At 61.9% G+C, this 16,491-nt stretch carries 12 protein-coding genes; 11 read left to right on the plus strand and 1 reads right to left on the minus strand.

The window, feature by feature from the left end; genetic code table 11:
- Positions 1-10 precede the first annotated feature (10 nt).
- The 10 genes from TERRO_RS08305 to TERRO_RS08350 all read left to right on the plus strand — a co-directional run bounded on the left by TERRO_RS08305 (position 11) and on the right by TERRO_RS08350 (position 14,053).
- The gene (locus tag TERRO_RS08305; protein WP_014785558.1) at positions 11-1,714 is read left to right on the plus strand and encodes an efflux RND transporter periplasmic adaptor subunit; all 1,704 of its coding nucleotides are present in this window, start codon (positions 11-13) and stop codon (positions 1,712-1,714) included.
- Positions 1,711-3,915, plus strand: a complete 2,205-nt coding sequence (locus tag TERRO_RS08310) for a TolC family protein (RefSeq protein ID WP_014785559.1) — start codon at positions 1,711-1,713, stop codon at positions 3,913-3,915. The genes TERRO_RS08305 and TERRO_RS08310 overlap by 4 nt, the downstream gene beginning before the upstream one ends.
- 214 nt (positions 3,916-4,129) lie before the next feature.
- Entirely contained in the window at positions 4,130-4,873 is a 744-nt protein-coding gene (locus TERRO_RS08315; RefSeq protein WP_014785560.1) for a class I SAM-dependent methyltransferase, read from the plus strand.
- A 67-nt stretch (positions 4,874-4,940) separates the two neighbouring features.
- Complete coding sequence (locus TERRO_RS08320) at positions 4,941-5,642, plus strand: TIGR04282 family arsenosugar biosynthesis glycosyltransferase (RefSeq protein ID WP_157178601.1); 702 nt, start codon at positions 4,941-4,943, stop codon at positions 5,640-5,642.
- A complete protein-coding gene (locus TERRO_RS08325; protein WP_014785562.1) occupies positions 5,624-7,021 on the plus strand; it encodes a glycosyltransferase family 87 protein in 1,398 nt (465 codons plus the stop codon). Before TERRO_RS08320 ends, TERRO_RS08325 begins: the two co-directional genes overlap by 19 nt.
- A gap of 1 nt (position 7,022) precedes the next feature.
- Entirely contained in the window at positions 7,023-7,730 is a 708-nt protein-coding gene (locus TERRO_RS08330; protein ID WP_014785563.1) for a glycosyltransferase family 2 protein, read from the plus strand.
- A 165-nt stretch (positions 7,731-7,895) separates the two neighbouring features.
- Positions 7,896-9,461: a BON domain-containing protein gene (locus TERRO_RS08335; protein WP_014785564.1), complete on the plus strand. Its 1,566-nt coding sequence runs from the start codon at positions 7,896-7,898 to the stop codon at positions 9,459-9,461.
- Between the two features lie 195 nt (positions 9,462-9,656).
- Positions 9,657-11,648 carry a peptidylprolyl isomerase gene (locus TERRO_RS08340; RefSeq protein WP_014785565.1) on the plus strand — a complete coding sequence of 664 codons (1,992 nt, stop codon included), beginning with the start codon at positions 9,657-9,659 and terminating at the stop codon, positions 11,646-11,648.
- Between the two features lie 117 nt (positions 11,649-11,765).
- Positions 11,766-13,382: a 4-alpha-glucanotransferase gene (gene malQ, locus TERRO_RS08345; RefSeq protein ID WP_014785566.1), complete on the plus strand. Its 1,617-nt coding sequence runs from the start codon at positions 11,766-11,768 to the stop codon at positions 13,380-13,382.
- A 77-nt stretch (positions 13,383-13,459) separates the two neighbouring features.
- Positions 13,460-14,053 carry a Dps family protein gene (locus tag TERRO_RS08350; RefSeq protein ID WP_014785567.1) on the plus strand — a complete coding sequence of 198 codons (594 nt, stop codon included), beginning with the start codon at positions 13,460-13,462 and terminating at the stop codon, positions 14,051-14,053.
- Positions 14,054-14,113: 60 nt separating this feature from the next.
- On the opposite strand, the gene TERRO_RS21965 is transcribed toward TERRO_RS08350, so the two are convergent.
- Positions 14,114-15,196 (minus strand): ankyrin repeat domain-containing protein, encoded by a 1,083-nt coding sequence (locus TERRO_RS21965; protein WP_014785568.1) that lies wholly within the window; start codon positions 15,194-15,196, stop codon positions 14,114-14,116.
- 256 nt (positions 15,197-15,452) lie between these two features.
- On the opposite strand from TERRO_RS21965, the gene TERRO_RS08360 reads away from it, so the two are divergent.
- Positions 15,453-16,454 carry a VTT domain-containing protein gene (locus tag TERRO_RS08360; protein WP_014785569.1) on the plus strand — a complete coding sequence of 334 codons (1,002 nt, stop codon included), beginning with the start codon at positions 15,453-15,455 and terminating at the stop codon, positions 16,452-16,454.
- The last annotated feature ends 37 nt before the right edge of the window (positions 16,455-16,491 follow it).

A 16,491-nucleotide genomic window follows, 5' to 3' on the forward strand; every position in this document is an offset into this window, starting at 1 on the left:
CATAAGGACTATGAGCGACGACCTGCAGCAACGCGTATATCCCGAAGACGAACGTCTCCGCGCCGTTCAGGAAGACCCTGACCGCCGGATGACGCGCGATGAGTGGGAGCGTGAAGAGTCGCTGGCCCGCCAGGCCGCGCATAAGCGCCATGTCAGCGTGCAGCACGACCGCGAAGTACAGCAGGAGCACGATCGGAAGCACCGCGCGCAGCATCGCAGCTGGGGCAAGATCCTCCTATGGATTGGCATTGGAATCGTCGTCATGCTGCTCATCTTCCTCATCGGCTATCTGCCGCATCGAGCCGAAGCGAAGAAGGCAGCGGCCGCTGCGCGTGAGCGGGAACAGGATGAGCCGCAGGTCCCTGTTCTTGAAGTGAAACGCAGCAGCAAACCGGGCCAGCTCACCGTACCGGGAACTACTGCACCAATGACTGAGGCCTATATCTACGCACGCGCCAACGGTTACTTGAAGAAGCGCTTCGTCGACATTGGCGACCACGTGAAAAAGGGCCAACTCCTCGGCGTCATCGACGCGCCCGATCTTGACCAGAACGTAGAAATGGCGCGACAGCAACTACATCAGGCGGAGGCCGATGAGGCGCAGCAGCAGGCGCAACTCGACCTGAAGCGAGTGACCTGGGAACGCTGGCGTACCTTGGTGGCGAAAGGTGTTTTCTCACGACAGGACGGCGATCAGCGCGAGACCGACTATCGCGCCCAGCTTGCCCTCGTGGCCTCTGCGCAACGCAACGTCGAAAGCTTCCGCGCAAACCTCAATCGCGCCATCGCCCTGCAAAGCTATGAGCGAGTGACCGCCCCCTTCGACGGTGTCGTGACGCAGCGCAATACCGACATCGGCGCGCTCGTCGGTGCGGGTGGCAGTTCTACACCGCCGCCGATGAACTCGTCGAACTCCGGGAATGGTGGTTCTGCTGGCGCAAGCAGTTCCAACACCAGCGGCGCCAGCGGCAACGGCAGCAGCACCGCGACACCTTCCACGGGGCAGTCCAGCGGAGGCGCGCTCTTCGCGGTCGCGCAAGTTGATAAGCTACGCATTCTCGTCGCTGTCCCCGAGGGCTACGCCACCAGCATCGTCGCCGGCATGCAGGCGCAGGTCTTCCTGCAGGAGCGCACCGGCAAGCCAATCTATGGCACCGTCACGCGCAGTACGCACTCCATTGATGCGAACACACGAACCATGCTCGCCGAAGTGGACCTCGATAACCACGACGGCCGCTTGAATCCCGGCATGTACACGGTCGTTACGTTCGTACAAGTACGTGGCACACCACCACTCACGGTACCTGGTGATGCGATCGTCGTCCGCCAGGATCGCACCATGGTTGCCATCGTCCGTGACATGAAGGTGCAGATGGTTCCGGTCGAAATCGGCCGCGACTACGGCCCATCGGTCGAAATCCTCACTGGTCTCCATGAAGGAGACCATGTCATCACCACCGTGACCGACGGCGTACGGCAGGGTGCGAAAGTTCGGCCATTGCAGCAATCCGGCGAGAACGGAGAGGACGCAAGCGGCAAGGGCGGTCAGCAAACCAATCAAGTCCCCAACGCAGGTCCAAATGAATACGGGGATCAGTCCATCGTGAACCAAAAGTCTGAGAGCACGAACGACCAAGGCAAAAAGGGCGGCGGTACAGGCGGTGGCCAGCAGGGCAGCGGCGGCAAGCAGTCGCAGGATAAGAGCAGCAAGTGAAACCCGTCATCCCAACCCGAATCGCTATCTCGGCCATAATCGCCCTCGCACGCACAGCCTGCGTCAGCAGCCTTGCCGTCAGCATCATTGCAACGGCACAACAGCGGCCGCCTGCCTCGCAAAGTCCACAGCCGCCTCCGTACACGGCGCCGCAGCCTGCACTGTCGCCAGTTCCTGCGTCGTCCGGTCTGGCAGCAACCGAATCCCAGCAGCCTTCCGCAACGCCCGATGCACCGCTGCCGCAACCCGACGGCAGCACCATCGACCTGCGGGATGTGAAGCCGCTCAGTGTGCAGCCCGTTCAATCCGCGCAGCTCTCAGCAACGCAGCAGCGAGCGCAGTCGACTGTTACAAAGCCACAGGCAGAGACACCTTCCTCACTTAGGACTGGCCTCTTCAACGTCGTCGGCGCCTACCATCCTGCACGTGTCGCGGCACTGCCGGCGGGTGACACCTCTCGTCTTTCATCCTTGGTGCGCGACGGCAAGCTCTACCTTTCACTGCATGATGCGCTGGCACTGGCGATCGAAAACAACCTGGATGTCGAGGTTGGCCGGTACAGCCTTGGACTCGCAGAGACAGACATTACAAGAGCAAAGGGTGGCGGCACGCTCCGTGGCCTGGACTACACGGTGACGCAGACCGCTCCAGGAGTTGGCGCAGCAACCACCCCGTTTTTGATCACAACGACCACGCAGAACGGGTCGCCCACCAACGCCTCCATCACCGATCTCTCGCAGGTAACGCAGACCGGCAGCACAACCCAGCAATCCCTCAGCGAAAGCGGCACCGACACCTACGCGCAGGGTCCGCCCATCCCCATCTTCGATCCAACGTTGATCGGCGAACTCGGCTATCTCCGGCGCTCGAACCAGACATCGTTGATCGAAACCGCAACGACCGGGTCCACGTCCAACACCGGTCCACTCTCGTTCCTGAGCGGGGGGCTCGACTATCAGCAGGGCTTCTCACCCGGCACCCAGATTGAAGCGTTCGTCGACAACGCTCCCTCCGTCCTTTATGGACCGCAGTCGCAGTACAACCCGTTCAAGTCGCCGAGTACGTCCGTCACGGTAACGCAACCGCTGCTGCGCGGACGTGGACGCGCGGTCAACCTGCGCTTCGTCCGCATCGCACAGATCAATCAGAAGGTGTCACGCCTGCTCTTCGAACAGCAGGTGCTCGAGACGGTCTATGGCGTCTCGCGCCTGTACTATGACCTGGTCTCGCTGGGCGAAAACATCGGCGTGAAAGAACAGTCGCTTGCCGCCGCGCAACGTCTGCTCCAGGACGATCGCAATCAAGTCTCTGAAGGCACTCTCGCTCCGGTAGAGCTGACACGGGCGCAGGCGCTGGTGTCCTCAAGCCGACTCGATCTCATCCAGGCGCGCGGTCAATACCGCCAGCAGGAGGTGATCCTCCGGCAGCAACTCGTCCGCAACATGGCGGACCCCGGTGTGCAGGTGATGTCGATTGTCGCGACCGATCGCATCACTGTTCCAGATGCTGCGCCGCAATTGGACGTCAGCGCCCTTACGGCTGACGCACTGGCGAACCGGCCCGACCTTGCGCAGGCCGGTCTGCAGGTCGCTGCCAACGAGGTGTCCGCGCGGGGAACAGGCAACGCAGTCAAACCACTCCTAAATCTCTACGCGAACGTGCAAGCGCGAGGCTCGTCACTGGTGCCCTACCAGAACCTCGGATCAGCCGGCACAGGTGTCGTGCAGGTGCCGACCGCACTGACGACAGGCGGGCTCCGGCTGTCAACGATCTATCAGGCCGGCATCCAATTGAATCTGCCGCTGAGAAATCGTATCGCCCAGGCCGACGCCGCCAGGGATCAGATTCAATTGCGTCGCGCCCAGGGGCGTACTGCAAAACTGGAGAACGACATCCGGCAGCAGATTGAGAACGCCAGTGTCGCTCTGGAGAACGCACATGAGGCCTATACCGCTGCCGTAGAGAGCCGCGACTACCAGCAGCAGCTACTTACCGCAGAGATTGATAAGTTCGCCGTTGGTGCCAGCACCAACTTCATGATCATTCAGGATCAGGCCTACCTGGCACAGGCGCGGTCGACCGAAGTGGCCGCCCGGTCCAATTGGATGAAGGCACAGATGGCGCTCGACCGCGCCTTGGGCGACTTGCTGTCGAAGAATCGTATCGAGCTGGACGACGCCATTCGAGCAGACATCAAATGAATTTGTTTTCACAACACCGACAACTTAATAGTGCAAGTCAACGTGAGAGCGCAATGCACGCATCTTTCTTCCTAGATGTGCCGCTTTCCGTTGCGACCTGCTGGACGAGGCGGGTATGCTTCGAGGCATCGGCTTAGACCCCCCTCCGGTCTGCGTGAGCGCAGATCACCGATCCACGCGGCTTGGCCGCCTAACCGCAAAGAGGGGTAACGGTATGGCGAGCGAGCAGCAGGCAGCAGACGGATTCGGTGGTTGTTGTCTTTCCGACAGCCTTTTTGAACGTTACAGCTGGTTTTACGCCCTTTGCAGAGAGCATCTCTTCCACGACCACTCCGACGAGATTCGCGAAGCGCTCTGGGACGGTCGTGATCCCAAGGCGGGTACCCACCTGGTCGAGCTTGGTTGTGGCCCGGGCTTTTACGCCTGCCGTTTCGCGGAAAAGTTTCCGGAGATGCGTTCTACCGGCGTCGACCTTTCTCACAACCTGCTGACGCGTGCGCGTCAACGCGCCGCACGCAAGCGCCTGACGAACTGCGCCTTCTACAACGCCGACGTCCACGCACTGCCTGCGGCGATGGAGCCCGTGCACGACATCGTCGTCTCGCGACTCTTTCTGATCGTGCCGAACCGCGAAGACGTCCTGCGAGAGATCTTCCGTGTCCTGCGTCCGGGCGGCCGATGCTTTATCGCAGAGCCTGTCAGTGCCATGCGCACGCAACTACCGCTTTCCGCAATGTGGCTGCTGGCGAAACTTACATCCTTCGGGCGAGTGCCGTACACTGAGCCGCACAAGGTGAAGACGATGTCCGCAACTGAGTTCGACGCGCTGCTCCACACAGAACCCTGGGCTGAGGTGCAGATTACCCGTCGCGGCCGCTATCAATTCGGCGTGTGCACCAAGCCCATGGCTACGGAAGCCTCCAGTACGGCCGACACGGCGGAGTTCGCCGTTGCCTGATCAGTACCCGATCCTTTCTCCAGAACATCCCTCTGCCTCCAACGCCGGGAAGTGCGCCCTCGCCGTCATGGCAAAAGCACCCCGCCCCGGTAAGGTGAAGACCCGCTTGGCTCCACCGCTCACATTGGAGCAATCGGCAGCTCTCAACACCTGTTTCCTCCGCGATACCTTCGCAAACATCGGCCAGGTCGACGGCGCGCAGGGCATCATCTGCTACACCCCGGTGGGCGATGAGGCGATGTTCGACGGCCTCGCTCCGGAAGGTTTCGCGCTCATCTCGCAGCGTGGCGACGGCTTCGGCGAACGTCTCCATCTTGCTGCTACCGATCTGCTGGCCTGCGGCTTTGATTCCGTGTGCCTCATCGACTCCGATAGTCCGACGATTCCTCACGCCGCGTTGCAGCAGGCCGTTGAGGCACTCGCTAAGCCCGGCGACCGTGTCGTTCTCGGCGGCTCGGACGACGGCGGCTACTATTTGATCGGTCTTAAGGCTGCGCATGCCGTGGTCTTCGAGCGCATCACGTGGAGCACAGGATCAGTCTTCGCTGAGACCGTCGAGCGTGCCGCAGAGGCAGGCCTGGAACTGGTGGAGCTGCCTCTCTGGTACGACGTGGATGACGGTGCGACGCTGCGCGTTTTGGCTGCGGAGCTGCTGGAAGGGAAGCGGCCGCCGTTCGCGGCGATGGATGGTTTCGATGCCATCCGTACACGGGAATTTCTTCAGGCGCTGGCCGAGGGCGGATTGCAGCCATGGCAGACGGCCGGTTGAAAGCGGTAGCCAAGCGCGGCGCAGCGTTGCCAGCGACTGCGCTGGGAACCAATCTCGGACTCATCGTTCTCGGGTGCCTGCTGCTCGGCCTCTCGCGTCACCTGGCAGGCCAGATGGACCACATCCTCTTCGACTACTCCGAGACTTCGCTCGCAGCCTTGGTCACATTCCTCGGCGCGGCGCTGCTTGTGACGCGTCAACCCGTCGACCGGGCGACGCTGCCCATCATTCTCGTCTTCGCCGCGCTCTGCCGACTGGTCTTCCTGATGCCGCGGCCGCATCTCTCCAGCGATATCTACCGGTATGTCTGGGACGGCATGATGCAACACCACGGCATCAACCCCTACCGTTACTTTCCGGCCGATCCACACATCGCAGCCTTTCGCGATAACGCAATCTATCCGCACATTAACCGCAAAGAGTACGCGGTCACCATCTACCCACCCGTGGCGCAGATGTTCTACTTCGTGGCCACCACCTTTGCAGCCAGTCTGACAGCCATGAAGCTGACCCTGTATGCAGCGGAGGCCGTCACGGTCTTCACGCTCATCCGCATGCTGGTCCTCCTCGGCCTGCGGCGGGAGCAGGTACTCCTTTATGCATGGAGTCCTCTGCTTATCTGGGAGGTTGGTTCCAGCGGCCACCTCGACGGCTTTCTCACCGCTCTGCTTGCACTTGCTTTGCTCTTCCGCATGCGGAATCAGCCGGTGCTGACCGGGCTGGCGCTGGGCGCGGCAGTGATGACAAAGTTCTATCCACTGCTCCTGTTACCGGCGCTCTGGCGGCGTCGTGACTGGCGCATGCCGCTTACTGTCTTGGGAGTGATCGTCGCTAGCTACTTGCCTTACCTTTCCGTAGGAAAGCGAGTCTTCGGATTCGCGGGCGGCTACGTGCAGGAAGAGGGAATTAGCACAGGTTCACGTTACTTCTTGTTGGAACTCGCGCATCACATTCCCGGCCTCGAAAATCTGCCGGCCGCTGCCTACTACGCTTTCTGCGTCCTCTGTTTCGTACCGCTCCTCTGGTGGTGCTGGCATTTGAGCGCGAGTGCCGATCTCGCAGCGTTCCTTCGCCCAGCCGCAGCACTTGCCTTTGCGCTCATGATCTTGTTCTCGCCGCACTATCCCTGGTACGTTCTCTGGCTGGTCCCGTTTGTGGTCTTGCGGCCCAGCTTTACGATGGGCGTGTACCTCTGCGTCATCTTTTATGGTTTCACCACCATGTGGGCCGAGCCGGGCGCGAAGATGTACTTCCTCAGCAAGTGGATGTACGGGGCGGTCGCAATCGCCGCCATCCTGCAGGGAATCTACGAAGGCTGGCTGCACCGCGTCCTGCCGTTGGCCCGGCTATGGCCCGTGACGGAAGAGGGCAAGGCATAGCATGCGCGTCTCTGTAATCATTCCGGCGCTGAACGAGGCGGAATCCATCGGCTTCGTCGTCAGCGAGATGCCCTGGCACCTGATTGACGAGTGCATCGTCGTCGACAATGGATCGACCGACGCCACCGCAGCAATCGCGACGGCCGCCGGAGCCCGCGTCGTCTCTGCGCCTCGCGGCTACGGCGCTGCCTGCATGGACGGTGCCGCCGCTGCGTTACCCACCAGCGATGTCCTCATCTTTCTGGACGGCGACGGTGCAGACATCCCCGCGCACATGCCCGAACTGCTGGCGCCAATCGAACGTGGCGAAAAGGACCTCGTCCTCGGCACACGCCTGGGGCCGCGGCCCAATGCGCTCAGGCGCGCGAAGGGTTCCATGCTCGCCTCACAGATCTTTGCTGGATGGTTGGTCGGCACGCTGCTGCGCCTCCGTTTTCCCGGCAAGCACTGCTACACAGACATGTGCGCCTTCCGCGCGATTCGGCGTACCTCGCTTGACTCTCTCGGCATGCGCGAGCGGACCTTCGGATGGAATCTCGAGATGCAGATCCGCGCCCTGCAGAAGGGGCTTCGCGTCGCCGAGATCCCCGTCGGCTATCGGAGTCGCTACGGCGGTATCTCCAAAGTCTCCGGCGACTTCCGGGCAAGTGTGAAAGCGGCACAACGCATCCTCGAGGTGCTCTTCCGTGTCACCGCCGAACGCACCTGACTGGTGCGTCGGTTAGACAACGGTTGTCGCCGCATCTTCGCCCTGCAAAACCACAACTTCCATCGCAAGATCGCGTCTTATGAGGTACGGGCCGGCCGCCACGATCAACCGGCCAGCTTTCTGAACCGAACGGTTCGGAGGCCGAGGCCCGACGGAGTCACGACGATGCAGTCAAAGTTTGGATCGCGCCCCCTTGCAGTCTCTTCTCGCTTTGCCGGTTCGCTCGCTCTTGCGGCAATTCTTCTTGCGCCGGCCGCGACTGGTTTCGCGCAGACCGCCCAGAAGGGCCCGAGCGACGCCCAGGTGGAAGCAAACGTCCTGAAGGCCTTCGCCGCAGACGGCAAGCTGGCGAATCAGCCCATCAATACCTCTACTGTCTTCGGCACCGTTACGCTCACCGGTTCGGTCAGCGACGAAGCCGCGCGTGACGCCGCGGAACAGATCGCATCGCGCACCGCGGGTGTGAAGAAGGTCATCGACCAGCTCACGGTCGGCGCGCCGCAGGAAGCGGACAATGATCCTGCAACCGGGAACAGCCTGCCCAACGGCGCGGCGATGCCCGCAGCGCAGGCCGGTCAGATCGTAGCGCGCAATCCGCAGGGCAACGCCGACAACGGCAACATGGGCCCCGACGCGCAGGCAGTCCAGCAGGGACAGGCAGCGCTCCAGGACGAGGGCAGCCAGGACCCCCAACAGGCCGGCGCTTCGCAGGGCCAGCCGCAATACTCGCAGCAGCAGCCCGGCTATCCGCAGGGGCAGCCCCAGTACTCCCAGCAGCAACCCGGCTACGGTCAGCAGCAGCCTGCATATGGCCAGCAGGGATACCCGCCGCAGCAGGGCTATCCGCAGGGCGGCTATCCCCAGCAGGGAGCGCCGCAGTATGGCGATCCGCAGGCCAACGGTGGCTATCCGACCCCGCAGCAGCAGCCGGGTCGTCTATATCACCGCGACTATGAGCGCCAGATGGCAGCGCGGCAGGGTGGCCAGCAGGGATACGGCGCACCGCAGGGATATGCAGCGCCCCAGGGTCAGCCCGGCGGACAGACTGTTGTGATTCCTCCGGGAACCGACATCGCCGTCCGCATCAACCACTGGATCTCCAGCGGTGACGCTGCACCCGGTTCCAGCTTCTCGGCACTCGTGTCGAACGACATCGTCGCGGGTGGCGCCGTAGCCATCCCCCGCGGAGCCACCGTACAGGGCACAGTTCTCGATGCCAAAGGCGCCGGCGCACTCAAGGGCCGTGGCGAGCTGACGCTCGCGCTCAACATGCTCGAACTCGGCGGCCAGCAGATTCCGCTGCAGAGCGAGCCATTTTTCGTCAGCGGTCGCGATAAGGCCGCGCAGTCCATCGGTTCCACTATCGTTGGTGCTGGCGTTGGCGCCCTGATCGGCGCCGCCATCGGTCGTGGCACGGGCGCAGCCATCGGCGCAGGCGTTGGTGGTGCGGCCGGTCTCGGCGCATCGGCTGCTTCCAACGGCGGACAGGCGAACCTGCCACCAGAGGCCCTGCTGCACTTCCGCCTCACGACACCCGTGCAGGTCATGACGGTCTCTGAAGCCGAGATGCAGCGGCTCGGCGGCTACGCAGGCCCGGCGAATGCCTATGTTGGTGGCGGCGTTCCCGCTCCCTATCCCTACGTTCAGCCCTACCCGGCAACTGTGGGTATCTACGCCTATCCCGCACCGTACTATCGCCGTGGCTACTACCGTCGCGGCTACTGGTACTAGTCCTCAAATCCGTTCGACGGAGGGCCGCGGCGAATCTGCCGCGGCCTTTCTGCATTCGCCGTTTCGCCGCTCATTTATACTCGGAAGCAGCGCCGCGCTCTGTGCGCTCGCACGGTTGCGCGCTTTGCGCAGGCCATGCGTGTCACGCACGCGTTGGATCGCACTGAGTTCTCTGAAGGGTCTCCGCCAAAAGCAATGATTCGTGCTCTGCAAAAGGATAACCGTGTAACAAAGGCGATCTTCGCCGTCATCATCGGCGTGGCCACGCTCTCCATGGTGCTGTACCTCGTTCCGGGTCTGTATGACGGTGTGACCGGCGGTGGTGCTACCCCTGGCGTCTACGCCACGGTGCGCACACCCGGTGTGCTGGGCCGTATCTTCGGCGAAACCACAAGCATCAAGACGACGGAAGTCACGCAGCTCGCGCAGTCCCTGGCGCAGCGGCAGAATCTTCCGGCGCAGTACCTGCCGTTCCTGATGCCGCGCTTTGAGCAGCAGGCCCAGCAGGTCCTCGTTGCGTCGGCGATCGAGACGCGCGAGGCAGCACGCCTTGGCCTGTCCGCCACCGACGCGGACGTCCGCCAGGAACTGCAAACCGGCCAGCTCGGCCAGTTCTTCTTTCCCGACGGTAAGTTCATCGGCGACGACAAGTACAAGGCCTTCATCACCAACCAGCTCCAGTTCGCCAGCGTTGCCGAGTTCGAAGGCAAGGTGAAGGAAGAGATCACGACGCGCCGTCTGCAGCAGTTCGTCACCGCAGGAGCCACCGTAAGTGACAACGCCGTTCGCGAACTGGTGCGCAAGCAGGGCGTGAAGGTCAAGTTCGACTACGCGCTCATCTCCGCAGCGGACATCGCGAAGACTGTCAACCCGATTGACAGCGACCTTGAGAACTTCTTCAAGAAGAACGCCGCGCGTTACGCGACAGCTGTCCCCGAAAAGCGCAAGATCGCCTACATCCCGATCACCCTCGCAAACCTGCCCGGCGGTAAGCCGCAGGTCAGCGATGCTGATCTGCAGGCCTATTACAACGCTCACAAGGCCGACTACCACGTCGACCAGCAGGTGAAGGTCCGCCACATCCTCATCGCATCGTCCAGTCCCGCGACCGACGCAGCCGCCAAGGCGAAGGCGCAGGACCTGCTGAACAAGATCAAGGCAGGCGGCGACTTCGCAGCTCTCGCGAAGGCCAACTCCGACGATCCGGGCTCCAAGGGCACGGGCGGCGAGCTCGGTTACGTAAAGGCAAATGGCGCCATGGTGCCTGAGTTCCAGGCGGCGGCCATGAAGCTGAAAGCCGGCGAAACCTCTGATCTCGTCAAGACCAGCTTCGGTTACCACATCATCAACGCCGAAGCGCGCGACGAAGCGCACGACAAGACGCTGTCTGAGGTCGCCGGCGAGATCCGTCCGATCCTCGAGCAGCAGAACGGCTCCAAGGCACTCGGCACGCTCGCGCAGCAGATCGCTCAGGACGCTGCCAAGAATGGCATCGAAAAGGCAGCGACGGATCACAGCCTGAAGGCATCAACCACCGATTACATCACCAGCACTGACACGGTGTCCGCAATCCCGGACAGCGCACAGATGGTGCAGGCAGCATTCACCGGCAAGAAGGGTGACGCACCTCGCTTCGCACCTGCCGGCCAGGGAACCATGGTCGTCTTCCAGACGGCTGACGTCCAGCCCGCGCACGCGCCGCAGTTTGCCGAATGGAAGGACCACGTCCTCGAGGACTACCGCACCGAGCAGGTGCCTGCGATGCTGCAGGCGAAACTCGTAAAGCTGTCGGACCGCGCGAAGCAGCTGGGTGACCTGCACAAGGCAGCCGCCGAGATGAACGTCCCGGTCAAGTCGTCGGACCTCGTCGACCGCACCGGCAATGTTCCCGAAGTGGGAGCAATGAGTGGTGCGGCCTCCGCCGCGTTCGATCTGCCGAAGGGCGGCATCAGCACAGCGCTCAACAACGGCCAGAACGGCGAAGTCCTTCAGATCGTCGAAAAGCAGGAACCCTCTGCCGACGAGATCGCGAAGTCCTTCACCACACAGCGGACAGCCCTGCTCGAACAGCAGCGTGGCGAAGTCTTCGGTGTGTATATGCAGACGCTCATCGACGAATACACCAAGAAGGGTGCGGTGCGCGTCATGGCAAAGCCAACAGCGCCTACCATCCCCATGGGCAGCTAACGTACGCTGCATAACAGACCAAAGGCCGGACGCGTATGCGTCCGGCCTTTCTCTTTTCCTGTACTCCTCGCAGCACCTCCGCGCCACCACATCATCTTTGCGCATCACACAATCGACATGATCTCTGAACGGCTCTCCGGTGTACTCCTGCACGTCACCTCGCTGCCTTCCAACGGCGGAATCGGTGACTTTGGCCCTGCGGCTTATGCGTTCGTCGACTATCTTGCGCAAGCCGAACAGCGGCTGTGGCAGGTGCTGCCTTTAAATCCGGTGGGCTATGGCAACTCGCCATACTCGGCGTTATCCGCCTTCGCAGGCAATCCGCTTCTCATCAGCCTGGAAGAACTCCAGAAGGCAGGATGGCTCTACGCTGGAGAGGCCGAAGGCCTCGCCGGCGCAAACGGGCCAGTCGACTTCGCTCGAGCCATTACAGAGAAGATTCCCCTCATCCATCGCGCGGCGAAACGGTTCCTGCAGAGCAGCAACAGCCAGCAGTGCCAGGCCTTCGAGAAGTTTCGCGAAGCAAGCCGGGCATGGCTCGTGGACTACGCACGCTTCACCATCCTGCGCCGTCAGAACAACTTCGTGCACTGGAACGAGTGGCCCACAGAACTCGCCGCGCATGACGCCGACGCTTTGGCGAAGTTCGACGCGGAACACAAGGAAGATCTCGAGATCGAGTACGCAACCCAGTTCTTCTTCACGGAACAGTGGACCGCTCTCCGCGCCTTCTGCACCACGCGCGACATTCGCGTCATGGGCGACATGGCCATCTTCGTCTCCTACGATTCGGCCGATGTCTGGGCAAACAAGGAGATCTTCGATCTCGACGAACAGTACAAGCCCATCGCCGTCTCGGGTGTGCCGCCGGATTACTTCTCGGCGACCGGCCAGCGCTGGGGTAACCCCCTCTACCGCTGGCGTTACCTCGAACAGCACGGCTTCGACTGGTGGGTGGAACGTGTCAAACGCCAGCTCGAGCTATACGACCTTCTGCGCCTCGATCACTTCCGCGGCTTTGAAGCCTACTGGCGCATTCCCGCCGACGAAGAGACCGCAATGAACGGCGAATGGGTCGAGGCACCGGGCTTCGCGCTCTTCGACCGCCTCAAGTCCGCCCTCGGTGGATCGCTGCCATTCATCGCAGAAGACCTCGGCGTCATCACGGATAAGGTCGACAAGCTCCGTTGCGATTTCAGCATGCCCGGAATGCGCGTCCTTCAGTTCGGTTTTGCCGGTCGCGGAGCGCACCTCCATCTGCCGCATAAGTACGACCGCAACACCGTCTGCTACACCGGCACCCACGACAACGACACCACGCTTGGCTGGTGGATGAGCGCAGGCGAAGACGACCGCAAGAACCTGCTTACCTACCTCGGTCCGCTGGCTCACCCAAACGATGTCGTCTGGGCGATGATCCGCTGTGCGCAACGATCCGTCGCCTCGCTCTGCATCATCCCGTTGCAGGACCTGTTGCATCTGGGACCGGAAGGCCGTATGAATACACCCGGTGCTCCCGAGAATAACTGGACGTGGCGCTACCACCCGGAAGCGCTGCATCCGGACATCGGCATGCAGCTTCGCCACATCACGGAAGAATGCGATCGTGACGCCTACATTCCGGAATCGGCGGCGCAGGAAGTGGCGTCCATGCCCTCTCCGCCCGAGGCCCTCTCAGATCAAACCGGCGAACAGCAGGGAACTGCCGCTGAAACCATTGCTCCCACGGCCTAATCCGGCAGGTGGAAAACGAGTAACCGGCCTGCAACGCTAGGCATCCTATGCTGTAAGAGAACGAGGAGAACATCATCATGGCAGTTGCAATCAAGAAGCCCGATACGAAGGACATGAGCACTCCGCACTGGCACGAGCAGGCGAACGAGATTCAGAAGTACGGCACGGTCACTCAGGATCTGCCGCTCGGTCTTAGCGCTGACGTTCGCGCAAAGTCCTGCAAGGCTCTGAACCAGTTGCTTGCTGACTCCATCGCGCTGCGCGACATGTACAAGAAGCACCACTGGCAGGTTGCCGGACCCACCTTCTACCAGCTACATCTGCTGTTCGATAAGCACTTCGAAGAGCAGGTTGAGATCGTCGACACCATCGCCGAGCGCGTTCAGCTCTTGGGTGGCGTCACCATCGCCATGGGCGGCGACGTTGCAGAAGTAACGCGTATCGCACGTCCTCCCCGCGGCAAGGAAGAGGTTCCAGTGCAGATCTCGCGCCTTCTGGAAGCGCACAAGATCATCATTGAAGAGTGCCGCGACATCGCGAAGCAGGCCGATGAAAACGGAGATGACGGTACGAACGATCTGGCAGTCTCCGACGTGCTCCGCGCCAACGAACTGCAGGCGTGGTTCATCATGCAGCACCTGGTCGACATGCCGCTGGTCCACGCCAGCTAGGACTACAACCTGAATGCGAATGGCCCGCCACTAGGGCGGGCCATTTTTGCTGCGATGCACTCACGCTTGTCCGACCATCTCCAGGTATCGTGCGACTTCCAACCTGCCTTCATGGCGCGCCCATTCCAAAGGTGTGGCATTCCAAAGAACATCCCGCATGTCCGGCCGAGCTCCGGCTTCGACAAGCGCGCGAGCAGCCGCCAGATGCCCGAAACCCGCGGCCTGATGCAGTGGAGTTGCGTGAGCGTGTCCTCCCGGCGGGTTGTAGGCGTTGGGATTCGCGCCGGCTTTCAGCAACGCAAGCACCGCGTCCACTCTGCCGGACTGGGATGCGACGGACAACGCAATCTGAAGATCTTCCGCGGTGGCATCGGTCAGGTCCTCCAGCGGGAGTCCGAGCGCCGTTGCCAGGATGGGCGTCATCTTTGCTCCGTGTTTCACCAATTCCGCGACGGAGGCATCTTCCATCAGAACGGCGGCTGCCTTCGCGGCGCCATTGGGATTCGCACCATGCCTGCAAAGCAAGGCGATGAGCTGCGCCTGAACGCCGCACTCACGCGGCACGCTACCGGTGGCGACCAGCATAAGCGTCTCATCTCGGCTCGCTGCATCGGGGTTGGCTTCCAGGATGGCGAGCGTGACCTCCACAATATTGGAGGGAAGCTTGCCGTGACGTACCGGATTCTCAGCGATGAAATTCAGCAGGGTTGCAGAATGGAAGTAGTTGCCTCCCTCAAACGTGACATGTTGATGCACCAACGCGGAATGCATCCGCAGCCACTCCCGCAACCCGGCAGCGTCCCCCGCATCGATCAGGTCCACGGCGTGGCGGAAAGTCGGGTCTGTAATCAGCTCGTGCTGCGGGGTCTTCCAACGGTCGATGGGGGACGGGCCTTCCACGTGAGCTTTCAGGCGGGGCCAGCTCGGGTAGCCGTACTCTCGTGCGATGGCCAGCAGCGCTTCGCTCTGCGAAAGAGCCGTTGCGAAGATCGCGTCGTCATTGAGCCGGCGGCATCGCGGGAGAAACTCCCGCAAGCGTTGCGCCGCCATGGCAGATCGGGCAGAGTGGTCTCGGCGCAGGTCTTTCGCCTGTGCCTTTAGATGATCAAGGTTTGGGGAGTCAGGGAGGCGGCGTACGGGCATGGAACTTCCTTTCGTCATTGCCCAGGTCCGCACGCAGGGGGCTGAAAGTCAGTTCGTATTAGATTAAGAAAAACAAGGTGGACTTCTGTCCTCTCCGCGGACCGGATGCGCCCTTCGCGCCGCCACCAGCCTAGCACCGCTTCGGCAAGGAATCGAACGATTTCGGGCAGTGAGTGTCGCGCACACCTCAAAAGAGGACTCGCAAAATGAAGCGAAACCATTTACTAATTCATCTACAGAGCAGAGTCCCCTCGCTATGCCTATCGCCCTAGACTTTTTCGTGCACTACGCCTACGGCATCCTCTTTCTTTGGGTGCTGATAGAGCAGCTTGGCGTGCCTGTGCCTTCGGTGCCGCTGCTGATTGCTGCGGGAACGCTGACGGCGACGCATCGCATCCACGCCGTCCCGGCCATGCTGGCCATTCTTCTCGCGTGCTTGGTCGGCGACTCGGTCTGGTACATGGCTGGCGTGCGTTACGGCGGACGCGTCGTCAAGCTTGTCTGCCGCCTCTCGCTGGAAGCCTCGGCCTGCGTGAAGAAAACCGAAAACTCCTTCGGCAAGCACGGCGCAACGACACTGCTCTTCGCGAAGTTCATCCCCGGACTCTCGACGGTGGCGCCCCCCATCGCCGGACAGACTGGCATGAGCTACGGCCGCTTCCTGTTCTTCGATCTTGTTGGCTCGCTCATCTGGTCTTCGACCTATGTCTTCGGCGGTCGCTTCTTCGGTGACCTCGCAGAACGCTATTCCCCGTTCTTCCACTTCCTCGGGCGCTTTGGCGTGTTTCTGTTCGCTGCAGCCATCGTCTTCTTCGTTCTTCGCCGCATCTGGAGACAGCGCGAGTTCCTCAAGAACCTGCGCGACGCCGGCATCACCGGACCGGAACTGAACGAGATGCTGCTCTCGTCCGAAACAAACAATACGCGTGCCCCTTTCATCGTGGATCTTCGCCATCCATTGGACTACCTGCCCGACCCGCGCGTGCTGCCCGGCGCCGTACGCATCAGCCCCATTGAGCTGGAGAAGCACTGCGACCTCCTGCCGCGCGATACGGACGTGATCCTCTACTGCACATGCCCCAACGACGAGACCAGCGGTACCCTCGCGCAACGTCTGCAGAAACTCGGTGTGCACCGCGTCCGTCCGCTCCGCGGTGGCTTTGAAGGATGGCGCGACGCGGGCCTGCCGCTCGTCGAATATGACGAGACCAAGCCTCGCGAAACCGCGCCCCGCCTGGTCGAAGTCGCTGCTGCGTAAGCTCTTCCGTATAAAATCGGACGCGTTCACTTGCTGA

Source organism: Terriglobus roseus DSM 18391 (genome assembly GCF_000265425.1).
In the GTDB taxonomy this organism is placed as follows: Bacteria; Acidobacteriota; Terriglobia; order Terriglobales; family Acidobacteriaceae; genus Terriglobus; species Terriglobus roseus.

Bases quoted from the DNA above. Each gene is read 5' to 3' on its own strand.
- TERRO_RS08320 (WP_157178601.1), top strand. From the start codon at position 4,941: ATGGCAAAAGCACCCCGCCCCGGTAAGGTGAAGACCCGCTTGGCTCCA.
- TERRO_RS08340 (WP_014785565.1), top strand. From the start codon at position 9,657: ATGATTCGTGCTCTGCAAAAGGATAACCGTGTAACAAAGGCGATCTTC.
- TERRO_RS08305 (WP_014785558.1), top strand. From the start codon at position 11: ATGAGCGACGACCTGCAGCAACGCGTATATCCCGAAGACGAACGTCTC.
- TERRO_RS08360 (WP_014785569.1), top strand. From the start codon at position 15,453: ATGCCTATCGCCCTAGACTTTTTCGTGCACTACGCCTACGGCATCCTC.
- TERRO_RS08330 (WP_014785563.1), top strand. From the start codon at position 7,023: ATGCGCGTCTCTGTAATCATTCCGGCGCTGAACGAGGCGGAATCCATC.
- TERRO_RS08315 (WP_014785560.1), top strand. From the start codon at position 4,130: ATGGCGAGCGAGCAGCAGGCAGCAGACGGATTCGGTGGTTGTTGTCTT.
- malQ (WP_014785566.1), top strand. From the start codon at position 11,766: ATGATCTCTGAACGGCTCTCCGGTGTACTCCTGCACGTCACCTCGCTG.
- TERRO_RS21965 (WP_014785568.1), bottom strand. From the start codon at position 15,196: ATGCCCGTACGCCGCCTCCCTGACTCCCCAAACCTTGATCATCTAAAG.
- TERRO_RS08335 (WP_014785564.1), top strand. From the start codon at position 7,896: ATGCAGTCAAAGTTTGGATCGCGCCCCCTTGCAGTCTCTTCTCGCTTT.
- TERRO_RS08350 (WP_014785567.1), top strand. From the start codon at position 13,460: ATGGCAGTTGCAATCAAGAAGCCCGATACGAAGGACATGAGCACTCCG.
- TERRO_RS08325 (WP_014785562.1), top strand. From the start codon at position 5,624: ATGGCAGACGGCCGGTTGAAAGCGGTAGCCAAGCGCGGCGCAGCGTTG.